Here is a 19,818-nt window from a genome sequence, read left to right as displayed (position 1 = left end):
GTGAGCCTCACGTAAGGTGCGTCAAGACGCACCTTACATTTTGCGCCGTGGCTGCAAGCCACGGATCGCCGATTGTACGGCAAGCGGTAGGGCCGTTTGGTCATCCGGCGCAATGTCGAGGGCCGAGGCCACATCTTTCACCAAGATCCCGATCGTATTATCGGCGGCAAATCCATCACGGGCAAACTCGATCTCGTCAAACTCAGAGGCGAGCCAGTTTTGCCCCGAAGCGCTTGCGATCAAGGCCAAAAGCTTGGCCTCATCCACCCCTTCTGCATCCGCCCAATCCAATACAAGCCGGGTCATCGCAGTGTTTGACGCCGCCAGCAGGTTGTTGAGCACTTTCGCCGTCATCCCCGCCCCATAGTCGCCCATGTGGTGGACCGTGTCGCCCATCGCGATCAGCAGCGGCATGATCTGATCCGCAGGTCCACCTGTCATAAATGTCAAAGTGCCTGCATCGGCTTTCACTTGTGCCCCCGACATCGGGGCGTCGACTAAGGTGATATGGTCAGGGATGCGTGCCCGTAAACCTTTGACATATTTGGGAGAAAGCGTGGAGCAGATCACAATCCGCTGGAGTGTATTCGCCCTTGTGGCCACCGCCTGATCATCAAACAGCAGCGCGTCCGTTTCGGCGGTATCGCGAACAACTGTGATGAGCGTCGCCAGGTCTTGGGCAAAGTCTTCTACATCAGTTTCGACCCCCGGCAAGGCCCGGACATCAAACCCGTGCGCTGCAAAACCTGCCCTTTGCAGGTTATGCAACATGCCCATACCCATCCGACCACAGCCCGCAACGCCGATGATTTCTGCCATCTCTCCCCCAACAAAAAAGGCTTCCCTCAGCGTAGAGGGAAGCCCGAGATTTTGAAATGTCATACAGGAATTAGTGGATAATTTCTTCTTCTTTCACGAACATGTTCGCCCATGCGCGGTCCAGCAGTTCAGGTGACATCTGATAGGGGATACCTTCAAATTCGCAGATCGAGATCATCTGGTCGATCAAGAAGATCGGCTGATAGTTCGCATAGACGTTGTCGATTTCCGGGTAGCGCACGTTCAGCAGATGAACTAGCGTGTCCTCGTCCAGTGGCATTTTGCGCTTGCGCGCAACCATGGCGAAAATCTTGAGGAAGTCTTCCTGGTTTGGCCCGTCGATTTTGATCTTGTAGAAAATACGACGCAAGGCCGCCTTATCAAAGATCGCATTCGGGTGGAAGTTGGTCGAGAAGACAACAAGTGTATCAAACGGCACTTCAAATTTCTCACCCGATTGCAGGGCCAAGATATCCTTGTTTTCTTCCAGCGGAACAATCCAACGGTTCACCAGCGTCTGCGGTGGTTCAGCTTGGCGGCCAAGGTCGTCCACGATGAAGATGCCGCCGGTGGACTTCAGCTGCAAAGGCGCCTGATAGGTGCGCGCTGTTGGGTTGTAGACAAGATCAAGCATTGAGAGCGACAATTCACCACCGGTGATGACCGTTGGGCGCTCGCAACGCACATAGCGGGTGTCAAAGCGGCCGGACGTGCGGCGCAGACTGTTGGGGTCATCAACGTCATCTTCGGCGGCGCTGTGCACGATCGGGTCATAAACGGTGATCACCTGACCGGAATATTCAATCGCGCGAGGTACATAAATCTTGTCCCCCAACGCATCACGAATACCATTGGAGATGGATGATTTACCGTTGCCCGGAGGGCCGTACATCAGGATCGAACGACCGGCACTGATCGCAGGGCCAAGGTTTGACAGCATGTCATCGGGCAGAACCAAATGGCCCATTGCCGTCTGCAACTGATCGCGCGTGATCTGGATGTTTCGGATGGACTGGCGTTGAATTTGCTGACGATAGATATCCAGCGGAACCGGCATCGCGCCATAGTATTCAGACTGGGATGCGGCATCCAAAGCGCGGGCACGACCAGCATCTGTCAGCTGATAGCCCATTTCGTTGCCGCTGTTGGCGTTGAGTGTCCCTGTCGCCTCAAGCAGCAACTGACCACGCGCCATATCGACAAGTTCCTGTGTCACGGGGACCGGCAGACAAATCGCGCGACTGATCTGGGACACCAGATCAAGGTTCATACGGAACATCGTCTTAATCAGAATGTCCCGCATCATTGCAGTCGGAAGCTGCATCGCTTCGATGCTACGTGGCGCAGGTGGCGCCATTACACTGGTTGCTTGCACGTTCATATCAGGTCCCGCCCATCACGAAAGAAATCAAAAGTCGCCACTCTCGCAGCTGTTAAGGCATAGTTTACAGCGCTTTGTGGCGAAATAGTGAACAAAGATGAATTTGTCCGAGGCATTGCAAACATTCTTAACGGTAAATCACCACGACCAAGAGGTAGAAGAGGAGTGTCATGCTCAACGGAAAGCCTTTGGGGAATGCCAAATCAATGCCCAAAAGGGACCCGCGTAGCTTGCCACGCGTTGCGTGCCAACTTTCCCAGTCGGGCGCGAGGTTCTTGAGCTTGGTAAAACGAAAAATGCTATGGATGACCAATGCACCCAACAGGCAGGCCGCGAATAACCTGAGGATGACTTCCAAATCTGCCAGTACAAAGAATGGTGCCATGGCAGCGATCATCTTGGCGTCGCCAGCCCCCATGACACGTAGCGTCCATAGCGCCATGCAAACCAACAAAACGATCGGGAAGTGAAGCCATTGCCAAAAGTACATCGGGAACCCAAAGGCAAAAGGCCCAAGCAGTGCAAAAACAGCCAAAAGGGCGGCCACAGAGCCATTCTTGATCTTCATTGACCGCATATCGGTCCAGGAGATGTAGAATGCGATGGGGATGACAGCGGGTAAGAACCAATAGGCTGCCTGTGCTGTCATCCCCATGTTCGTCAATTCACGACGTTGTTTTCAAGCGCATCAAGGGCGCGCGCTGCTTCCTCAAAGTATTGAGGATGGGTGGCAATCGCATCGTTCAGCAACGACTTACCAATGGTGACGTCGTTTTGCTTGATCGCGGCAAGGGCCATTGTGTGCATCAGGCGCGCACGCTCTGTCTGGGTCATAGGCACGACCGGCAGGGCATAATTGCGCTGTGCACCACGCGCCAGAACAAGGTTGTTCTTCGCAGTGAACATATCAGAGTTGAAACGTAGGGCATCGACAAACAAGCGCTCTGCGTCGCCATATTCCCCACGCGTCAGTTTGGAATAGCCCCAGTTGTTGTAGACCGTTGCGGGCCGTGTTGTCAGACCAACGGCTGTCTCATAAAAGCTGTCCGCTTTGTCCCACTGCTGACGGCTGTCAGCGACCATTGCCTCAAGCCGGTAACGCTTGAAGGTTTCATATGTCGGGGGCACAGTGTTCAGCGCTGCGGCGGCATCGTCCCATTGGTTACCACGCACATGCGCATCGGCCAGATCAACGCGGTCGGCGTTGGTGGCTTCTGCATGGGCGACGACGCCCTGCCATGCGGCGATTGCCTCGGTGCTGCGGTTCGCACGTATCAGAGATTTTGCCAGACCACGCTGTAGATCGATACGTTCGGGATCGTTGGCGCTCGCGCCTGCAAAGTAACGCACCGCTTCATCGGGGTCACCGACGGTCAGCATCACATCGTTGAGGTTACTTTCATCGACGACGTTCAAATCTTGCAGGGCGCGTTCAACCTCTGCCTCGCCGTCTTGTTCTCCACACGCGGACAGGCCGATGGCCGCCGCGCAAAGCGTCAGAATAATGGGGTGGCGCATGTTTCTGCGTCCTTTTGCTGCTCTTGCCTATAGTGGTTCCGACATCAATGCGAAGTCACCCGCACCGCGCCGGATCAGATTGAAGTTCTGATTTTCTTGTAGCGCATTATTGCCCGGATTTTCCAAATTTGCGAGTGCTAAGCGCAAATTGTCGCGAATTTCGTCCGAATTTCCGTTATCTGCGGCAAATGCACGACGAAAAACCTCGCTTGCCTCAGCAACATCGCCTTTTTCCATCAGAATGACACCAAGATTATTCCATGCGGGTGGAAATGTTGGATCTTCCTCAACAGCGCGGCGCAACCATCGTTCGGCTTGACCAAGGCGGCCAAGGTTCAGGTTTGCGGATCCAATTGCCGACATAGTGTCGACGTTCAGCCCTTGTTGCGCCGCCGCCCGATTGTAGGCGCGCAGTGCCAGTTCGGCCTCGCCCGCAGCCAACAAACGATGGCCAACGATGAGCCCGTCAATATTGCCGCGTCCCGCAACACCCGGCGCAAAGACACCATCGGAGGAACGATTAAGGCCGCCTGTTTCGCAGGCGGCCAATGTCAGTATCGCAAGGCCAACAACAAACGGCCTGAATTTCATATCGATCAGCCCCCGCCGAGGTTTACCGCAATCGCGTAAATGGATGGTCCAATCAACATTGCCATCAATGGTGGCACCGTCAACATCATTGTTGCAAGTGTCATCTTCGTTGGCAGCTTGTTGGCCGCTTCCTCCGCGCGCATGACGCGCTTGTCACGCATTTCTGAGGAATAGACCCGCAACGCGTCGGCAATTGAAGTACCAAATTGCGACGATTGCACCAGAACGGTGACAAAGCTGGAAATATCAGGCACACCGCAGCGGTCTGACATATCCTTCAGCACTGTGTTCTTGTCCTTACCGGCTTTGACTTCCTGGCTCACAATTTCGAATTCGTCAGCCAAATCGGGAAAGCCTGCCTTTAATTCACGAGAAACGCGGATGATGGATTGATCAAGCGACTGGCCCGCTTCAACGCATACCAACATCATATCAAGACTGTCAGGAAAGCCGTTTGTAATCGCTTCCTGACGCATTTGCTGACGACGGGTTACCCAGTATTTGGGCAGGAAGTACCCGACCAAGGCAGGACCCATGATCCACAGTACCAGATCCTGTGACGTGACCGTCACAGCCGCCATCTGGATCATCGCGTAGATGCCGCCACAGATCAGACCGAAAAGCCCGAGAGCAAACTGCGAGAAGTGGAAAATTCGGACCGAGTTCTGACCGCGATAGCCAGCCTGCATCAACTTCAGTTTGGCCGCAGAGTACTCTTCAGCGTTCTGTGGTTCCAGAAAGTTAGAGTACTTTTCCAGCTTGTCCTTGCCGGACGCACTCCGTAGTTTTTCACCTTTTGCCGTTTTCTTGTTTTGTGATTGGCTGGACGCTTTAAGCTTATCCAGAGGATCAACCTCTTTCTTCAGCAACACAGGTAGCGTGATCAGGACCAAAAAGACCCCAAGAAGGCCAACAATCATTAAAGGTCCAAAAGGGCCCAACATGTCGGTGATCATGGTTTGGATTTCTTCCATGGGAACGCTCCTTAGACCTTAATGTTGACCAATGCGCGCATCACAACAAGGTTCAGCACGAGAAAGCCGGCCACGATGATACAGGCGGGAATGAAGAGGGGGCTCTCCATGACTTCGTCATAGTAGTCAGGTTTTACCAGGTTGATGCCAAGCAGGGCAACGATCGGGAAGGCAGACAGTAGGTTGCCTGACCATTTTGCTTCAGCGGTAATCGCTGCAACGCGACGGAAAAGGCGGAACCGTGCACGGATCACTTTTGCCAGCCCGTCCAGGATCTCCGCAAGATTACCACCGGAGGTTTGTTGGATCGTCACAGCAACCGCCAAGAATCGCATGTCTTGGTTGTCCAGACGTTCCGCCATTGCTTTTAGGGTTTCACCCATGTCACGGCCATAGGCCGCCTCATCGGAGATCATACCCATTTCCGTTCCCAACGGATCAGGAACCTCTCTGGCCACAATGCTGACCGCGGATGAAAAAGGGTGACCGACACGCAACGATCGGACCATCAATTCCACCGCTTCTGGAAGTTGCTCGCCCAACATCGCCATGCGCTTGTTGGCCTTGCCATTCACCCAAACGTAAACGCCGCCAACACCCATCAGGACTGCGACAAGGATACGAATTACCGGACTAACATCGGTCAGGGTCGTGAGCATTGCAAAAGATGCACCGCTTAACACCATCATCATCAGGATCAGTTGGATTGGGGTAAATGCGATATTTGCCCGCTGCGCCTTGTCGGCCAGCAAAGAGTAGATCGGAATACTCTGCGACTTCATGTGCTGAGTCATCTCTTTACGGAGTTGATCAAGCACCTGCTCGCGGTTGCCACCTTTATCGAGCATGTCCAGACGGCGGTTCACCTTACCGTCCATGCTGATCGATTTACCAAAGATGACAAGATACGCGCCCTGGACCAGCGCCAGAACGGCGACAAAGATCAGGACATAGATGACTGGTTCAGCTGAGATCATGTCGTTTACTCCGCGACCATGGGTTCAAAGATAGCCGGTGGCAAATCGTAGCCCCACAGCTTGAAGCGCTCAGAGAAGTGACTGCGCACACCGGTCGCCGTGAAGTGACCGATAATTTTATTGTCAGGCGTCAGACCGACACGCTGATAACGGAAGATTTCTTGCATGGAAATCACGTCGCCTTCCATGCCCGTGATCTCGGTAATGGAAACCATCCGGCGCGAACCATCTTGCAGACGCGAGGCCTGTACGATCAGGTTCACAGCCGATGAAATCTGGCTCCGCATGGCTTTGATCGGCATTTCAATACCGGCCATCGCGATCATGTTTTCCAGACGTGACACACCGTCACGCGCAGAGTTGGCGTGAATTGTGGTCATTGACCCGTCGTGGCCCGTGTTCATGGCTTGCAGCATGTCGATAACTTCTTCGCCACGTGTCTCACCCACGATAATGCGGTCAGGACGCATACGAAGCGCGTTTTTCAGACAGTCGCGCTGAGATACGCCACCTTTGCCTTCGACGTTGGGCGGGCGGCTTTCCATCCGACCGACGTGGGTCTGTTGCAGTTGAAGTTCCGCTGTATCCTCGATCGTCAGAATGCGTTCGGCGTCATCAATGAAACCGGACAGTGCGTTGAGGGTTGTTGTTTTACCAGAACCGGTACCACCAGAGACGATAACATTCAGTCGGGTCGACACGGCGGCTTGCAGATATGCAGCCATTTCTTCGGTGAAAGCACCGAATTTTACCAGTTCTTCGATGCCCAACTTGTCTTTTTTGAACTTACGGATGGAAACCAGCGAACCATCAACTGCGATTGGCGGAACCATTGCGTTGAAACGCGAACCGTCAGCCAAACGCGCATCGACGTAAGGGTTACTTTCGTCCACACGACGACCAACAGCCGATACGATTTTATCGATGATTCGCAAAAGGTGCTTTTCATCTTTAAATGTGATGTCAGTGAGTTGCAGCTTCCCGTCGCGTTCCACGAAGATCTGTTGTGGACCGTTGACCAAGATATCGTTGACGCCCTCGTCTTTCAGCAAAGTCTCCAGCGGACCTAGGCCGGTGACTTCGAAAAACAGATCTTGGCTCAAGGACTGACGTTCATCGCGGTTCAGTACGATGCCCATATCTTCAAGCGTTTCGTTTGCAATCGCGTTAATCTCTGAACGCAGCTCTTGCTCAGACGCCGTGTCAAGTGCTGCGAGGTTCAAGTTGTCCAGCAACGCCTTGTGCAATTCCAACTTGATTTCGCCCAAGCGTTCCTTGCGGCGCTTTTCCTTGTCCATCGGGGCGACATCACCCGCCCGTGTAGGCTTTGGCTTCATCAAGGATTGACGCGCGTCGTCCGGTTTGGCCGCTGCGACCGCAGCAACATTCACCTTAGAGCTTGGTGCATTCCCATCAGCATTGGCAGCATCTTTCGGAGTATTGGGTTTTTTATATTTAGAAAACATAGTGTTACCTCTCAAGCTCTCGCTTCTGCTGCGGCATCCAGGTTGACGTCGTGGACGGACTTCGCAAGCTTTAGGATTTCTTTTCTTAGCGGGTTCTTTGCGTTTGATTCAGCCAAGGGAGAGCCGTGATCAGCACTTTGCATGACTGGCTTACCGCCATCAGGCAGCATAACCTCAATTGCAATCCCAAGACTATCTGACAGGCGCTTCACCCGGCTCTTACCATTGAGATCTGTAAAACCAGGCGCCCTGTTCAAAACAAAACGAATCTTCTCGAATGGAAGATCTTCTGATTGCAGAGCGCGCTTGAGCCGCAGTGTGTTCTGTGCGCTGCGCATGTCCAGTTCGATCATGGCGAAATAGACGTGTGACATCTCAAGAACTGTCTGTGACCATTCAACCATCGTCGATGGCATGTCGATCACAACATAGTCGAAGTTCTTGCTCGCCATTTCGATGACCCGGGACACATCCTCTGGCGTAATCATATCCAGTGGGATCATGTCAGTTGGAGCGGTCAAAACATGAAGCTTGTCGCCATAGGTCAGCAGCGCCTGCATAAACGCTTCACTGTCCATTGCGTCAGTGTCCGTCAGCATCTCCAGCACAGCTTCGCGGCGTGGCAAATCGAGATAAGTCGAGGCAGAGCCAAATTGGAAGTCCAGGTCAAGCAGGCAGACCTTGGGGGGATCTTCCTTTTCGATGTTCGCCAGTTCCCACGCCATATTCACCGCAAGCATTGTCGCGCCGGTGCCACCAGCGATACCGTGGATTGGCATAATCACACCGGAGCGATCACCGGTCGCCTTGAATTTCTTTTCGCCGTCTTCGGCGGCTGGCGCTTCCTGAATGGTGAGGACACGTTCAATCGCGCGCGCAAGCTCGTTCTCGGGCAGAGGGTATGGAACAAATTCATCGCCACCCTCACGCAGAAGCTGATGCAGGGCACCCGGGCTGACATCTTCGGCAATCAAGATCACCTTGATTTTCGCCGCTTTCGCAGCCGTGATCACATTGGAGATGGCAGGAAGGTTGTCTTCATCCTCGGCGTCCATTGCAATCGTGACAAACTGCAGGCCGCTGGCGTCTGACTGGCCCAAAAAGGCAGGAGCATCGTCAAAGCTTAGGTCACCCCATGCATCGCCAAGAGCGGACTCCATGTCTTCGATCAAAAGGTCGAAGTTTTGAACGTCTCGGCTGATTGTGCAGGCCACGATTGGTGGCGGGTCGCTTTGGACGACCGGGTTCGTACTCATATTCTCAATGTCCCCATGGATTGATCACAACTTCACTCGGTATCCTCGGCTATAGGTAACTTATCACAACAAGAAGGATTGCCCACTGCCAGAAGCACTGCACTCGAAACTTACACATTTATTGTTGGGAATTTTGTCGAGATTTGGACCAAAAGATCGTAATTGTGCGAATTATTGCGACGATCTATGGAAATCTGCAGAAGTGTTGACGCCGGATGCATGATCCGGCGTCAATAGGTAGGCGGAAGTTAGCCGCCTTCACCAGTAGAGATTGCGGCCTCAGAGGCTGAGGTCGCGGGTGTCGCGCTGCTGATGTACTCGCGGAAGATCACTTGCGCGTACTTCCCATTCAGCAACAATGGATGGCTCTCCACGAAACCAGATACCTCAGTCACTGTGCGGCGGTTGCGACGCTCGCGACCTTCGGTCACAACCAAGGGCTGCGTTTCGCCAAAGGACGATACAGCTTGCAGACGGCTGCGGTCGATTCCTTGCGATGCAAAGAACGATACGACAGCTTGTGCACGGCGCAGGCCGAGACCGCGGTTGTAGCCTTGGCTGCCGACAAGGTCGGTGTGGCCATAGACGGTAAAGCGCACTTCGGGGAACTGACGGATCCAGTTTGCTTGCTTCATCAGGGTGCTGCGCGCATCCGCGTCCAGCGCCGTAGAGTTAAAGGCAAAGTTGACCGTCGAATTCACGTCAGACGCAAAGCGCCGCGCAAGGTTGACTGTATAGTCCTGCTGCCCCGACTGGAGCAACCGGTTGTTCATTGTCGCTTCACCAAAGTCACCTGTGTCTAACTGAGATCCGGCTTCGGAATAGAAAGACGTAAAGGTAGAGTCGGTTGGCGAACAAGCTGCGAGAGTGGCTGCAGCAATAGCCGTTGTCATCATATATTTCATCGACTTATGCTCCAATCATTCGTCAAGGACATAGCCATAGGACCCGCTAAAGTCCTGGCGTGCCACTTCGCCTGCGCCACCGCTTGATGGTGCACCGGTCCGCGCAACGCGGCCAAACAAGAACAGGTCCTGCTCGGTTGGTGGGCGTACACGGTCGGTTGGCAATGCAAGCGCTTCACCACGCGTCGGCGAAACCAGATGCGGTGTGACGATGATCACGAGCTCTGTCTGGCGACGTGCATATTCAGCACTGCGGAACAGGGCGCCGAGAACCGGGATATCACCGACCCAAGGCACTTGGCCGTTCAGATCCGTGAAGTCATCCGACAACAAACCAGCAATTGCAAAGCTTTCACCGTCACGCATTTCAACAGTTGTTGACGTTTCGCGGCGGCTGAAGGCATCGATTGAAAAACCGTTTGCCTGGAAGCTGTTAGATGGATCAATAGCAGATACAGCAGCAACCAGTTCCAGGTTAATGATGTCGCCGTCGATTACCCGCGGGATGAAGTTCAGCTCAACACCAAAAGGCTTATACTCAACTGTAATGGTGCCTTCTTCGTTGCTGATAGGTACCGGATATTCGCCACCAGCAAGGAAAGTTGCTTCTTGACCGCTAAGAGCAGTCAGATTTGGCTCTGCCAACGACCGAACAACACCACGTGTTTCCAGCGCTTCCAGCAAGATACCAACTTCCAAACCACCGACACCGAACCCAAACAGGGCCGCGCCGTTGTTTTCGTTGACCGCAGGAACAGCACCGGCAAGCGCGCCAGCAATGCCACCTTGGCCAACTGTTGTGTTGGTACCAGCGGTCGTCGTCAAGTCGCCGTCAAAGCCTGTCCCGGAAAGGGAAAGCGATGATGATAGCGCTTTGCTGACCGAACGCTGCATTTCTGCGAAGCGTACTTTCAACATAACTTGCTGCGTACCACCAACTGTCATCAGATTAGATACGCGATCAGGCGCATAGCGCTGTGCAAGATCAAGAGCACGATCAAGACGTGCGATTGAGCTGACTGTGCCGGACAGTACGATACCATCATTGGCTGTGCGGACTTCGATGTTTTCACCCGGAAGAATTTGCGTCAGACGCTCTTTAAATTCTGCCATGTCAGGCGACACATGCACTTCCACGTTCGTAATCAAGCGACCGTCTGCACCCAAAAGGGTCAGTGTTGTGCGTCCGGGCTCTTTGCCCAAAACATAGATTGTCCGGTCAGACAAAGACGAAATGTCTGCGATACCCGGGTTCGCGATTGATAACTCAGTGAAGGGCACGTCGCTCTCCACCACAACGGCCCGGTTCATAGGGACGTTAAGCGCACTGGACGCCGCGCCGCGCAGAACGCGCAACGTTTCGGCCGGTGCAATACTAGGTGCTGCCGCTGTTAGCGACAACGTCAAGCCAGCAATAGCTGCCTTTAAGAATCTGTCATACTTCATAAGTGACCTGCCTCTCCGATCACGCCTCATTTAAAAGGGTCTTTACGCCCCTTGGATGAACAGACCATGAGCGAGAACCACATTTATTGCAATAATCAAGGTGTTGGAGCGCAAAGCGTATGTGGATAACTGGCAACACTTTGGGTGAACAAGAAAAATGCGCGCATCTTAAGGGTAAGATACGCGCACCTATTTTACTGAATTATAGAGAGAATTCTCGGGTTAGTCAGCGCAGTCGATTTCAACCTGAACGCGCTCAGTCCCTCTGGTTTGTGTGATGAAACAGCGCTCTGGTGCCGCCTCTTCTTCCACTTCTTCTACCTCTTCGACAACTTCTTCGATAATGCCAAGCACGTCTCTGATATTTGTTTCAATTGTCGTATCGCCGCCGTCGGCATCATCACGCGCCACGGGGGTAAGAGACAAAGTACCGGCTGATTCTAGCACCTGAATATCGGCAAAGTCTGCCTGAGATACCTGCGCAACAACGCCACGACCGCCGCGTTCGGCATCTTCAATCGCGATGATCTCAAGACCACTCTTTACCAATCGCGAAATGCTCGCATTCCCACCAATCTGACCGACCCAGTATAAATCAATGCGGTCAGATACTTGGAGGTCACCTGCAAATGCGCGGGTCAAATTGCCGGGGATTGGAAACGCGCGCATGCCTGGATCCAGCAAAGCGGTCAGCCCGCGTGGGGCGCCGGGCTCGGTTACTTTGGCAGCAAGAACGGGCTCGTTGGTTTGCATCGGAATGCGCACAACGCGCGGGGTTGTGAGACCCTCTGGAAAGAGTTCTTCCTCGGTCGAGAAAACACCTTCGGGTGCGTTTTCTTTCACATAAGGAATTAGCTTCACATCTTCTGGCACCAGAAGATCACCATATGTAATGTCCCGCGTTGGAACATAAACTTCTATGGTTTCAACGATCTGCCGGGCGCGCTCACGCTCGCGCTCAAGTGCAGTCTCTTGAGAGCTAAGGCGCTGATCAACCATGTAGACCGCAAATCCCGCAAGCCCCATCCCGATTAACAGCACCAATCCAAAAACTGCGCGCATCACTTCACCTCTTTTTTAACGTCCACAAGAGCAGACAGCTTTGTCCATAAATGGCCTGAGCTGGCCAAGTATCATCGGCAGCTGCCGCAATACAGCGGTAGCGGCTGGAATTTCCATTGTATCAGGACTTACATAGCGTGAATTAGTTGCGCAACGCATTAAGAACAGCACGTCATTTGACTAAAATCATGATGCAATGAAGCCATAGCACGCTGAGCCACTGGTACAGCGGTTTTTCTAGCTTTTGCTGTCATTGAAGGAAGCGACGACTGCCAACGTTATGGATCGATGCCATCGAGAGCGACTTCAATGTCATTCGCAAGGTCAGTGGCACCGCCACTGAAGGCAAGCACAACAACCAGACCAAGTAGACAAATCGCGGCCGTCAAAACAACGAAATCTACAGTTACAGCGCCATTCTCGTCATCCACGAATTTTGAGATGAGATACTTCATAGCGGAGCCTTTTGATTTGTAGTTTTGCAGCAATAGCGTCGGGCTACTTAATAAAGTGTTGTCGCGGCGAAATCTCTACGTCTGACGCTGCAGGTTTCGACCTGACAAAGTATTTTCTTGTGTGTGGCGGTCCGCGAAGCGTTGCGACGCGAACCGCCAGTTTAACTCTTAGTGAACCAATTATGGGTTCTGGTTGTCCAGAGCTGTTTCGATCTCGTTTGCAAGACCACCAGCGCCACGGCTGATTGCGCCGCCAACGGCCAGGCCCAGTACAACGATTGCAGCTGTCAGAACAACGAAGTCTACAGTTACGGCGCCGTCTTCTTCGTTACGGAAGTTTTTGATAAAGTTAAGCATTGTGTTCCCTCCTCAGGGTATTAGCAGAGTATGTTTCGTTCCTCGCCGGTGTCTTGGACCAGATCGTCTGGTGCAATCCCCGTCTTGGATGAACATATATAGACTTCGGAATGGGGCGGGAGTTTGGCAGCAAACGCGTTTTTTTGGTCTGTCACTTTTTTTGGACGAAATCCGCATAAGTCATTGATTTTGCTTGAAACTAAAATTCATCTTATATTCATATTGCAGGCAATGCGTTGCGAAAAAGTCTGCAATGGCCTGGAATTCGCAATCATTGTTCGCTGATCATTGGCCTCTCGGCGGCTTTCTGCCATGTTTAAATTAACAATAAACGGCGAGCAGGACCGAAAATGAATCGGAATCTTATCTGTCTGGCGGCTTTGGCTGCTGTCATTGCGGCAACCCCAGCGTTGGCAGAGGTCGAAAGGCTTCAACCGGACTTCACGTTCAAGCGCGTGCCGCTACCATCCGCCAATTCCAATAGCCGTATCACAGTGCAGATTGATCCCAACGCCCCCGGCTGGGCCCTGTCTATGCTGATCCAGAACCTGAGGCGACACCAACACCCGCTGCGGTAGCACCGCCGACGGCCTCGGGCCTCGAATGGTTTTGGGCGGGTGTCCCGCGCACCTTGGCTGACAGAAGCCCAGCGCGGCTTGAACTGGCGATCAACCAGATTAACAACCCACCTGCTGGTAAGTCTGTACCGGCGCCACGTTTGCAGGCGCTGCAGAATATCGCATCCGATCATGGGTTGGATATATTGCGGCATACCGTCGGTACGACTGTATCACCTGCATTGGTCCTTGCTGTGATATCTGTGGAAAGTGCGGGACGCACCGATGCCGTCAGCTCTGCCGGTGCGCAGGGCCTGATGCAGCTGATGCCAGATACGGCCAGCCGCTTTGGTGTAACCAACAGCATGGACCCCGCGCAGAACATCTCTGGCGGCGTCGCTTATCTGGAATGGTTGCTGGGGCATTTCGACAACGACCCTGTGCTGGCGCTGGCTGGATACAACGCCGGCGAAGGAAACGTGCGCCGTCACGAAGGTGTGCCACCCTTTGCCGAAACACGCGCCTATGTGCCCAAAGTGCTGGCCGCATGGCAAGTGGCCAAGGGCCTATGCCAAACCCCGCCAGAGCTGATCACCGATGCCTGCGTGTTTAATGTGAACGGTATCTAAACCGAGAACGCATCGGCCCATTCAGGATGCTTGCGCTGCTGCGCATTCACAAACGGGCAAACCGGCATGATCTGAAAGCCATCGCTGCGGGCATCCGCAACAAACTCGCGCAGCATCGTCAGCCCAATGCCTTCGCCTTCGTGGCCTGAGACAACCTGCGTATGGTCCGCAATCTTCGTCTTGGGCGACAACACTGAATAGGTCAGCACACTCTCGCCCGAGGCATGCACTATATAATAGCGACCTTTTGCGCCGCCCGCTTCGTGCATGACAGACAGATCAGACAATCGCGGCCTCTGTTGCCGCGCGCAGTTCGTCCTCTGTCACGCCGTCAGCGGTCTCAACGATTTTCAAACCGCCTTCGACGACATCAAGAACACCCAAATTGGTAATGATGCGATCCACCACTGCCTTGCCGGTCAGCGGTAAGGTGCATTCTTTCAGGACTTTGCTGTCGCCATGTTTATTCGTGTGATCCATCACAACCACAACGCGGCCAACGCCCGCAACCAGATCCATCGCGCCACCCATGCCTTTGACCAGCTTGCCGGGAATCATCCAATTGGCCAGATCACCGTTTTCGGCCACTTCCATTGCACCAAGGATCGCCATAGCTATCTTGCCGCCCCGGATCATGCCAAATGATTGCGAGCTATCAAAATACGCGGTCTGCGGCAGTTCGGTAATCGTTTGCTTGCCTGCATTAATAAGGTCCGCGTCTTCTTCGCCCTCAATCGGAAAGGGGCCCATGCCCAACATCCCGTTTTCAGACTGAAGTGTCACTTCGATCCCGTCCGGGATAAAGTTCGACACCAACGTTGGAATCCCGATGCCAAGGTTCACATACCAACCGTCTTGCAGTTCCTGTGCTGCGCGCGCGGCCATTTGATTGCGATCCCACATTATGCTGTCCTCACTGTGCGCTGCTCGATCCGCTTTTCATGGTCGCCTTGGATCAGGCGGTGCACATAAATGCCGGGCAAATGAATGTGATCGGGGTCAAGGCTGCCGGTTGGCACGATTTCCTCAACCTCAACCACACAGGTTTTGCCGCACATCGCAGCAGGCGGGTTAAAGTTGCGGGCGGTCTTGCGGAAGACCAGATTGCCGGTTTCATCCGCTTTCCAAGCCTTGACGATGGACAGATCGGCAAAGATGCCTTCTTCCATGATGTAGGTCTCGCCGTTGAAGTCTTTATGCTCTTTACCCTCAGCAATCACTGTGCCCACACCGGTCTTTGTATAAAAACCGGGGATACCACAGCCACCTGCGCGCATCCGTTCGGCCAATGTGCCTTGCGGGTTGAACTCCAGCTCCAGCTCACCCGACAGATACTGCCGCATAAACTCGGCGTTTTCGCCCACGTAAGAGCTCATCATCTTTTTCACTTGGCGGGTTTGCAGCAAAATCCCGATCCCAAAATCATCAACACCCGCATTGTTGGAGGCAAAGGTCAGGTCCTTGGTGCCCGCGGCCTTGATCGCGCCAAGTAACAGTTCGGGAATGCCACACAGGCCAAAACCGCCCGCCGCAATGAACATGCCATCATGCAGCAACCCATCAAGGGCGGCTGTGGCATTGGGGTAAATCTTTTTCATGAGGGTGCTCTCCCGAAACTTTGGGCAAGTTGTGCCGCTCAAGATCAGGAGAGTCAATAAAATGCCGCGATGCAGCACCGCCCGACATTTTCTTACGACCTCTCGGTCTGATACGCAGCGGCAAAGCCAGCCAAACCGCTTTGCATAAACGGGCCAAAGTCATCGCGCAGATAGGCGCGGATAAACGGTCGTGCAAAGAATACCGCCGGCTTTATGTTATAGGCCCAAGTGATCTTTGTTCCTTCGGCTGTGTCTGACAGGCGTATTTCCCCATAGATATGATTGATGAAACGACCAGACGAGGTAGTGATATCCCATATCTGATAGGTGAATTCGTCTGCGTCATTGGTCAGCACCCGCTCGTGCACATGAAAGCCGCCCTCGAGGTCAACGCGACGTACAGCGTCAGGCTGACCCCAGTTTCCCTCAAGGACCACCACATCGACGATTTTCGGAATCCGGCCAGAGGGTTCAAGGAAGCCTGTCAGCGGCTGCTCATCCATAAAGAGGCTGACGTCTTGGATGCTGCCGTCCAATACGACCGAGATGACGTTGCTGAGGTATAGATTTTCGCGCGCAAGCTGCGGTGGTGGGGGAACTTCTGTCGTCTGGGCCGTCAGGCTGCCAATAGACAGGGTTGCGGCAGCCACTACAGCAAGAATGATGGTCATTCGTTTCATTGCATGATCTCCTATATACTACGAATATCGTACTAAATAGGTGTGCCCCTTGATGCTTCAAGGTCTTTACGGCACGAAAGGGCATGTCTCGCGCTGATCACCTTCGACGAATCGTGCGCACGCTGATGCGTGTTATGCTGATCAGCGAACGCACGCCCAAGGCACATCAGCATGTCGAACGCTACAACGCCCTTGATTTTCATACGCTTGGTTTGCTGCGGGAAACGAAAGACCTCCGCGCCTCAGAACTTGCAGCGAAGTTGGGCGTTGCGCCCACGACAACCAGCAGCTTGATTGCGCGTTTGGTGGGAAAAGACTTGGTTTCTCGCGAAAAGAGCGTCGAAGACGGGCGCGCCATTGCGTTGCGCCTGACGACCCAAGGCAAAGCGATGGCGCAAGCTATCCATGATCAGGATATCAAGAACATGGAGCTTTTCTTGTCGGCCATGACAGAGGACGAGCAAGACCAACTGTTGGTCTTGCTCGGGAAGGTCGCAGCCCGCGTCCAAAACCTGGAAAGTGACGCTGGCTAGGCCTTTTTCGCCGTCTTCTTCTTCTTGGCAGCGGGTTTCTTTTTCGCGGGTGCTTTTTTGCGCGCAGGTTTTTTCTTGCCTGCCTTTTCCGCGCGTTCATCGATCAAATGGACCGCTTGCGCCATCGTCAGTTCACTGGGTTCAATCGTGTCAGGGATTGTGGCGTTGATCTTTTCCCATTTCACGTAAGGGCCGTACTTGCCGTCAAAGATGTTGACGGGGCCACCGGCCTCTGGATGTTCGCCCAACTCGCGCACCGGCACTGCCGCCTTGCCACGCTGACCGCGCGACGCAACCTTTTCAGCCAATAGCTGTACCGCACGGTTCATGCCGACGGTCCAGACCTCGTCAATACTCTCAAGGTTCGCGTTCGTGCCACCACGATGCGAGGTGCTTTCCGCGTGTTTGAGGTACGGGCCATAGCGCCCAAGGTTCGCCCAGACCATCACCCCATCCTCGGGGTGGGGGCCAATTTCGCGGGGCAGCTGCAAGAGCATCAACGCTTGATCCAGCGTCACTTCTTCCGGCTCCCAGCCCTCTGGGACACCTTGGCGGGGGGCTTCTTATTGTCTTCCGTTACCTCGCCGCGCTGGGCATAGGGGCCAAAACGACCTTTGAAGATGCGAATCTCATCGCCATTGTCGGTTCCCAGCAACTTTCCTTCAGGCGGAATGGCGGATTTTTCAGCTTCCGGGTCCGGTGGACCAAAGGCACGGGTGTAGCGGCACTCGGGATAGTTGGAGCATCCAATAAATGCGCCGCCAGATCTGGCCGTGCGCATCGACAAGCGGCCCGCACCGCAGTTGGGGCACAGCCGCGGATCGCCGCCATCTTCCAGCGGTGGGAACAGATGCGGCTCCAACACCTCGTTGATCTTTTCCAACACTTCGGTGATGCGCAGATCTGCGGTTTCAGCAATGGCCGCAGAAAAATCGCGCCAGAACTGCCCCAGCACCTTTTTGTAGTCTGCATCGCCCGCGCTCACCTCATCCAACTGGTTTTCCAGCTCAGCGGTAAAGTCATAGCCAATATATTTGCGGAAATAATTGGTGAGAAAGGCCGTGACCAAACGGCCCTTATCTTGCGGGATCAGGCGGTTTTTGTCTTTTTCAACATAGCCACGATCCTGAATTGTGGTCACGATTGAGGCATAGGTCGATGGGCGGCCAATGCCTAATTCTTCCATGCGTTTGACCAGCGTGGCCTCGGTATAGCGGGGCGGGGGCTGGGTGAAATGCTGTTCAGGGTCGACAGATTTCTTCTCTGCCTTTTCGCCTTCGGCCAGTTGCGGCAAGCGCTTATCGTCATCATCGACAACGCTGTCGTCTTTGCCTTCTTCATAAATCGCAATGAAGCCATCAAAGACCATGACTTGCCCATTGGCGCGCAACACAACCTGTTCATCCGCGCTGGTGATATCCACAACGGTACGTTCCAACTTGGCGGCAGCCATCTGGCTTGCCATCGTGCGTTTGTAGATCAGGTCATAAAGTTTGCGCTGATCGGCATCGACGATTTTGGCGTCTTCGGTGCTGACATTCATTTCTGTCGGGCGGATGCACTCGTGCGCTTCCTGGGCGTTCTTGGCTTTGTTTTTGTAGATGCGCGGCTGATCAGGCAGGTATTTTTCACCGAATTTGGCCTTGATTGCGTCGCGCGCGCCGGTCACGGCCTCTGGGGCCATATCGATGCCGTCGGTCCGCATATAGGTAATGAGGCCCGCTTCATACAAGCGCTGGGCAACGCTCATGGTTTGCTTGGCACCCATGCCGAACTTGCGGCTCGCCTCTTGTTGCAGGGTCGAGGTCATGAAGGGCGGGGATGGGTTGCGGGTTGCGGGCTTTGCCTCAACCGATTTGACAATGAGGTCCCGCGAATTGATCGCTTGAACGGCCAATTCGGCCTGCGTCGCATTCCCAAGATCGAACTTATCAAGCTTTTTGCCCGCAAGCGTCGTCAGGCGCGCCTCAAACGTTTGGCCGCGCGCCGATTGCAGAAGTGCTTTGACAGTCCAGTATTCCTGATTGCGGAACGCTTCGATTTCCATTTCGCGTTCGACGATGATGCGCAGGCAAACCGATTGCACACGGCCTGCGGATTTCGCGCCGGGCAATTTGCGCCACAAAACCGGCGACAGGTTAAAGCCGACCAAATAGTCCAAAGCACGGCGGGCAAGATATGCCTCGACCAAAGGCTGATCGACCTGACGGGGGTTTGCCATCGCATCGGTGACGGCGGTTTTCGTGATTGCGTTGAACACCACCCGGCTGACGGGCGTGTCTTTTTTGATCGCTTTTTTGGCCAGCAACGCCTCGGTCAGATGCCAAGAAATTGCCTCGCCTTCGCGATCGGGGTCGGTTGCGAGGATCAGTTCGTTGTCGCCTTTGAGCGCATCAACAATCGCTTTGATGTGCTTTTTGCTGTCGGATGCGATTTCCCATTTCATGTCGAAATCGTTGTCCGGCAGGACCGATCCATCCTTGGGCGGCAGGTCGCGGACGTGGCCGTAGGAGGCCAGAACAGTATAGTCTTTTCCAAGATACCCGTTGATTTTCTTGGCCTTCGCGGGGGATTCGACAACAACAACGGGCATGAGAATCCTTTACAGAGAATA

19 protein-coding genes and 2 pseudogenes are annotated in these 19,818 nt (G+C 53.9%); 2 read left to right on the top strand and 19 right to left on the bottom strand.

The window, feature by feature from the left end:
- Positions 1 to 33 precede the first annotated feature (33 nt).
- The 14 genes from ACZ1G5_RS04420 to ACZ1G5_RS04355 all read right to left on the bottom strand — a co-directional run bounded on the left by ACZ1G5_RS04420 (position 34) and on the right by ACZ1G5_RS04355 (position 13,207).
- Positions 34 to 819, bottom strand: coding sequence for an NAD(P)-dependent oxidoreductase (locus ACZ1G5_RS04420; RefSeq protein WP_472731700.1), 786 nt, complete (start codon positions 817 to 819; stop codon positions 34 to 36).
- 70 nt (positions 820 to 889) lie between these two features.
- Positions 890 to 2,200, bottom strand: a complete 1,311-nt coding sequence (locus tag ACZ1G5_RS04415) for an ATPase (RefSeq protein ID WP_472731699.1) — start codon at positions 2,198 to 2,200, stop codon at positions 890 to 892.
- A 127-nt stretch (positions 2,201 to 2,327) separates the two neighbouring features.
- Positions 2,328 to 2,849, bottom strand: a complete 522-nt coding sequence (locus tag ACZ1G5_RS04410) for a prepilin peptidase (protein WP_472731698.1) — start codon at positions 2,847 to 2,849, stop codon at positions 2,328 to 2,330.
- 11 nt (positions 2,850 to 2,860) lie between these two features.
- Positions 2,861 to 3,718 carry a tetratricopeptide repeat protein gene (locus ACZ1G5_RS04405; RefSeq protein WP_472731697.1) on the bottom strand — a complete coding sequence of 286 codons (858 nt, stop codon included), beginning with the start codon at positions 3,716 to 3,718 and terminating at the stop codon, positions 2,861 to 2,863.
- Positions 3,719 to 3,745: 27 nt separating this feature from the next.
- Complete coding sequence (locus ACZ1G5_RS04400; RefSeq protein WP_472731696.1) at positions 3,746 to 4,309, bottom strand: tetratricopeptide repeat protein; 564 nt, start codon at positions 4,307 to 4,309, stop codon at positions 3,746 to 3,748.
- A gap of 5 nt (positions 4,310 to 4,314) precedes the next feature.
- Entirely contained in the window at positions 4,315 to 5,283 is a 969-nt protein-coding gene (locus tag ACZ1G5_RS04395) for a type II secretion system F family protein (protein WP_472731695.1), read from the bottom strand.
- 11 nt (positions 5,284 to 5,294) lie between these two features.
- On the bottom strand, positions 5,295 to 6,260 hold the full coding sequence (locus ACZ1G5_RS04390) for a type II secretion system F family protein (protein ID WP_472731694.1): 966 nt from the start codon (positions 6,258 to 6,260) through the stop codon (positions 5,295 to 5,297).
- 5 nt (positions 6,261 to 6,265) lie between these two features.
- The gene (locus ACZ1G5_RS04385) at positions 6,266 to 7,726 is read right to left on the bottom strand and encodes a CpaF family protein (RefSeq protein WP_472731693.1); all 1,461 of its coding nucleotides are present in this window, start codon (positions 7,724 to 7,726) and stop codon (positions 6,266 to 6,268) included.
- A gap of 11 nt (positions 7,727 to 7,737) precedes the next feature.
- Positions 7,738 to 8,982 (bottom strand): AAA family ATPase, encoded by a 1,245-nt coding sequence (locus ACZ1G5_RS04380; protein ID WP_472731692.1) that lies wholly within the window; start codon positions 8,980 to 8,982, stop codon positions 7,738 to 7,740.
- Positions 8,983 to 9,230: 248 nt separating this feature from the next.
- Entirely contained in the window at positions 9,231 to 9,887 is a 657-nt protein-coding gene (locus ACZ1G5_RS04375) for an OmpA family protein (RefSeq protein ID WP_472731691.1), read from the bottom strand.
- Between the two features lie 15 nt (positions 9,888 to 9,902).
- Positions 9,903 to 11,333: a type II and III secretion system protein family protein gene (locus ACZ1G5_RS04370; RefSeq protein ID WP_472731690.1), complete on the bottom strand. Its 1,431-nt coding sequence runs from the start codon at positions 11,331 to 11,333 to the stop codon at positions 9,903 to 9,905.
- Between the two features lie 222 nt (positions 11,334 to 11,555).
- Entirely contained in the window at positions 11,556 to 12,395 is an 840-nt protein-coding gene (gene cpaB, locus ACZ1G5_RS04365; protein ID WP_472731689.1) for a Flp pilus assembly protein CpaB, read from the bottom strand.
- 278 nt (positions 12,396 to 12,673) lie between these two features.
- Positions 12,674 to 12,850: a hypothetical protein gene (locus tag ACZ1G5_RS04360; RefSeq protein WP_472731688.1), complete on the bottom strand. Its 177-nt coding sequence runs from the start codon at positions 12,848 to 12,850 to the stop codon at positions 12,674 to 12,676.
- Positions 12,851 to 13,030: 180 nt separating this feature from the next.
- Positions 13,031 to 13,207, bottom strand: coding sequence for a hypothetical protein (locus tag ACZ1G5_RS04355; RefSeq protein WP_472731687.1), 177 nt, complete (start codon positions 13,205 to 13,207; stop codon positions 13,031 to 13,033).
- Between the two features lie 350 nt (positions 13,208 to 13,557).
- On the opposite strand from ACZ1G5_RS04355, the pseudogene ACZ1G5_RS04350 reads away from it, so the two are divergent.
- A pseudogene (locus tag ACZ1G5_RS04350) lies at positions 13,558 to 14,393 on the top strand (lytic transglycosylase domain-containing protein).
- On the opposite strand, the gene ACZ1G5_RS04345 reads toward ACZ1G5_RS04350, so the two are convergent.
- The 4 genes from ACZ1G5_RS04345 to ACZ1G5_RS04330 form a co-directional block, all read right to left on the bottom strand.
- Positions 14,390 to 14,680, bottom strand: coding sequence for a GNAT family N-acetyltransferase (locus ACZ1G5_RS04345; protein ID WP_472731686.1), 291 nt, complete (start codon positions 14,678 to 14,680; stop codon positions 14,390 to 14,392). The pseudogene ACZ1G5_RS04350 and the gene ACZ1G5_RS04345 overlap by 4 nt on opposite strands.
- Positions 14,673 to 15,299 (bottom strand): 3-oxoacid CoA-transferase subunit B, encoded by a 627-nt coding sequence (locus tag ACZ1G5_RS04340; protein ID WP_472734271.1) that lies wholly within the window; start codon positions 15,297 to 15,299, stop codon positions 14,673 to 14,675. The genes ACZ1G5_RS04345 and ACZ1G5_RS04340 overlap by 8 nt, the downstream gene beginning before the upstream one ends.
- A complete protein-coding gene (locus ACZ1G5_RS04335) occupies positions 15,296 to 15,991 on the bottom strand; it encodes a CoA transferase subunit A (protein WP_472731685.1) in 696 nt (231 codons plus the stop codon). Before ACZ1G5_RS04335 ends, ACZ1G5_RS04340 begins: the two co-directional genes overlap by 4 nt.
- A 92-nt stretch (positions 15,992 to 16,083) precedes the next feature.
- Complete coding sequence (locus ACZ1G5_RS04330) at positions 16,084 to 16,671, bottom strand: SRPBCC family protein (RefSeq protein WP_472731684.1); 588 nt, start codon at positions 16,669 to 16,671, stop codon at positions 16,084 to 16,086.
- Positions 16,672 to 16,754: 83 nt separating this feature from the next.
- Here ACZ1G5_RS04330 and ACZ1G5_RS04325 point away from each other — a divergent pair, with 83 nt between their 5' ends.
- Positions 16,755 to 17,204: a MarR family winged helix-turn-helix transcriptional regulator gene (locus ACZ1G5_RS04325; RefSeq protein ID WP_472731683.1), complete on the top strand. Its 450-nt coding sequence runs from the start codon at positions 16,755 to 16,757 to the stop codon at positions 17,202 to 17,204.
- Here ACZ1G5_RS04325 and topA read toward each other — a convergent pair.
- Positions 17,201 to 19,797: pseudogene (topA, locus tag ACZ1G5_RS04320) on the bottom strand (type I DNA topoisomerase). The gene ACZ1G5_RS04325 and the pseudogene topA sit on opposite strands and share 4 nt — an antisense overlap.
- Positions 19,798 to 19,818 lie beyond the last annotated feature (21 nt).

It is taken from the genome of Yoonia sp. JB2-21, from assembly GCF_055693545.1.
This window is presented reverse-complemented; position numbering and strand designations above follow the sequence as displayed.

Bases quoted from the DNA above. Each gene is read 5' to 3' on its own strand.
- ACZ1G5_RS04420 (WP_472731700.1), bottom strand. From the start codon at position 819: ATGGCAGAAATCATCGGCGTTGCGGGCTGTGGTCGGATGGGTATGGGC.
- ACZ1G5_RS04325 (WP_472731683.1), top strand. From the start codon at position 16,755: ATGTCTCGCGCTGATCACCTTCGACGAATCGTGCGCACGCTGATGCGT.
- cpaB (WP_472731689.1), bottom strand. From the start codon at position 12,395: ATGCGCGCAGTTTTTGGATTGGTGCTGTTAATCGGGATGGGGCTTGCG.
- ACZ1G5_RS04330 (WP_472731684.1), bottom strand. From the start codon at position 16,671: ATGAAACGAATGACCATCATTCTTGCTGTAGTGGCTGCCGCAACCCTG.
- ACZ1G5_RS04405 (WP_472731697.1), bottom strand. From the start codon at position 3,718: ATGCGCCACCCCATTATTCTGACGCTTTGCGCGGCGGCCATCGGCCTG.
- ACZ1G5_RS04355 (WP_472731687.1), bottom strand. From the start codon at position 13,207: ATGCTTAACTTTATCAAAAACTTCCGTAACGAAGAAGACGGCGCCGTA.
- ACZ1G5_RS04360 (WP_472731688.1), bottom strand. From the start codon at position 12,850: ATGAAGTATCTCATCTCAAAATTCGTGGATGACGAGAATGGCGCTGTA.
- ACZ1G5_RS04410 (WP_472731698.1), bottom strand. From the start codon at position 2,849: ATGACAGCACAGGCAGCCTATTGGTTCTTACCCGCTGTCATCCCCATC.
- ACZ1G5_RS04375 (WP_472731691.1), bottom strand. From the start codon at position 9,887: ATGAAATATATGATGACAACGGCTATTGCTGCAGCCACTCTCGCAGCT.
- ACZ1G5_RS04415 (WP_472731699.1), bottom strand. From the start codon at position 2,200: ATGAACGTGCAAGCAACCAGTGTAATGGCGCCACCTGCGCCACGTAGC.
- ACZ1G5_RS04380 (WP_472731692.1), bottom strand. From the start codon at position 8,982: ATGAGTACGAACCCGGTCGTCCAAAGCGACCCGCCACCAATCGTGGCC.
- ACZ1G5_RS04370 (WP_472731690.1), bottom strand. From the start codon at position 11,333: ATGAAGTATGACAGATTCTTAAAGGCAGCTATTGCTGGCTTGACGTTG.
- ACZ1G5_RS04400 (WP_472731696.1), bottom strand. From the start codon at position 4,309: ATGAAATTCAGGCCGTTTGTTGTTGGCCTTGCGATACTGACATTGGCC.
- ACZ1G5_RS04335 (WP_472731685.1), bottom strand. From the start codon at position 15,991: ATGAAAAAGATTTACCCCAATGCCACAGCCGCCCTTGATGGGTTGCTG.
- ACZ1G5_RS04385 (WP_472731693.1), bottom strand. From the start codon at position 7,726: ATGTTTTCTAAATATAAAAAACCCAATACTCCGAAAGATGCTGCCAAT.
- ACZ1G5_RS04390 (WP_472731694.1), bottom strand. From the start codon at position 6,260: ATGATCTCAGCTGAACCAGTCATCTATGTCCTGATCTTTGTCGCCGTT.
- ACZ1G5_RS04395 (WP_472731695.1), bottom strand. From the start codon at position 5,283: ATGGAAGAAATCCAAACCATGATCACCGACATGTTGGGCCCTTTTGGA.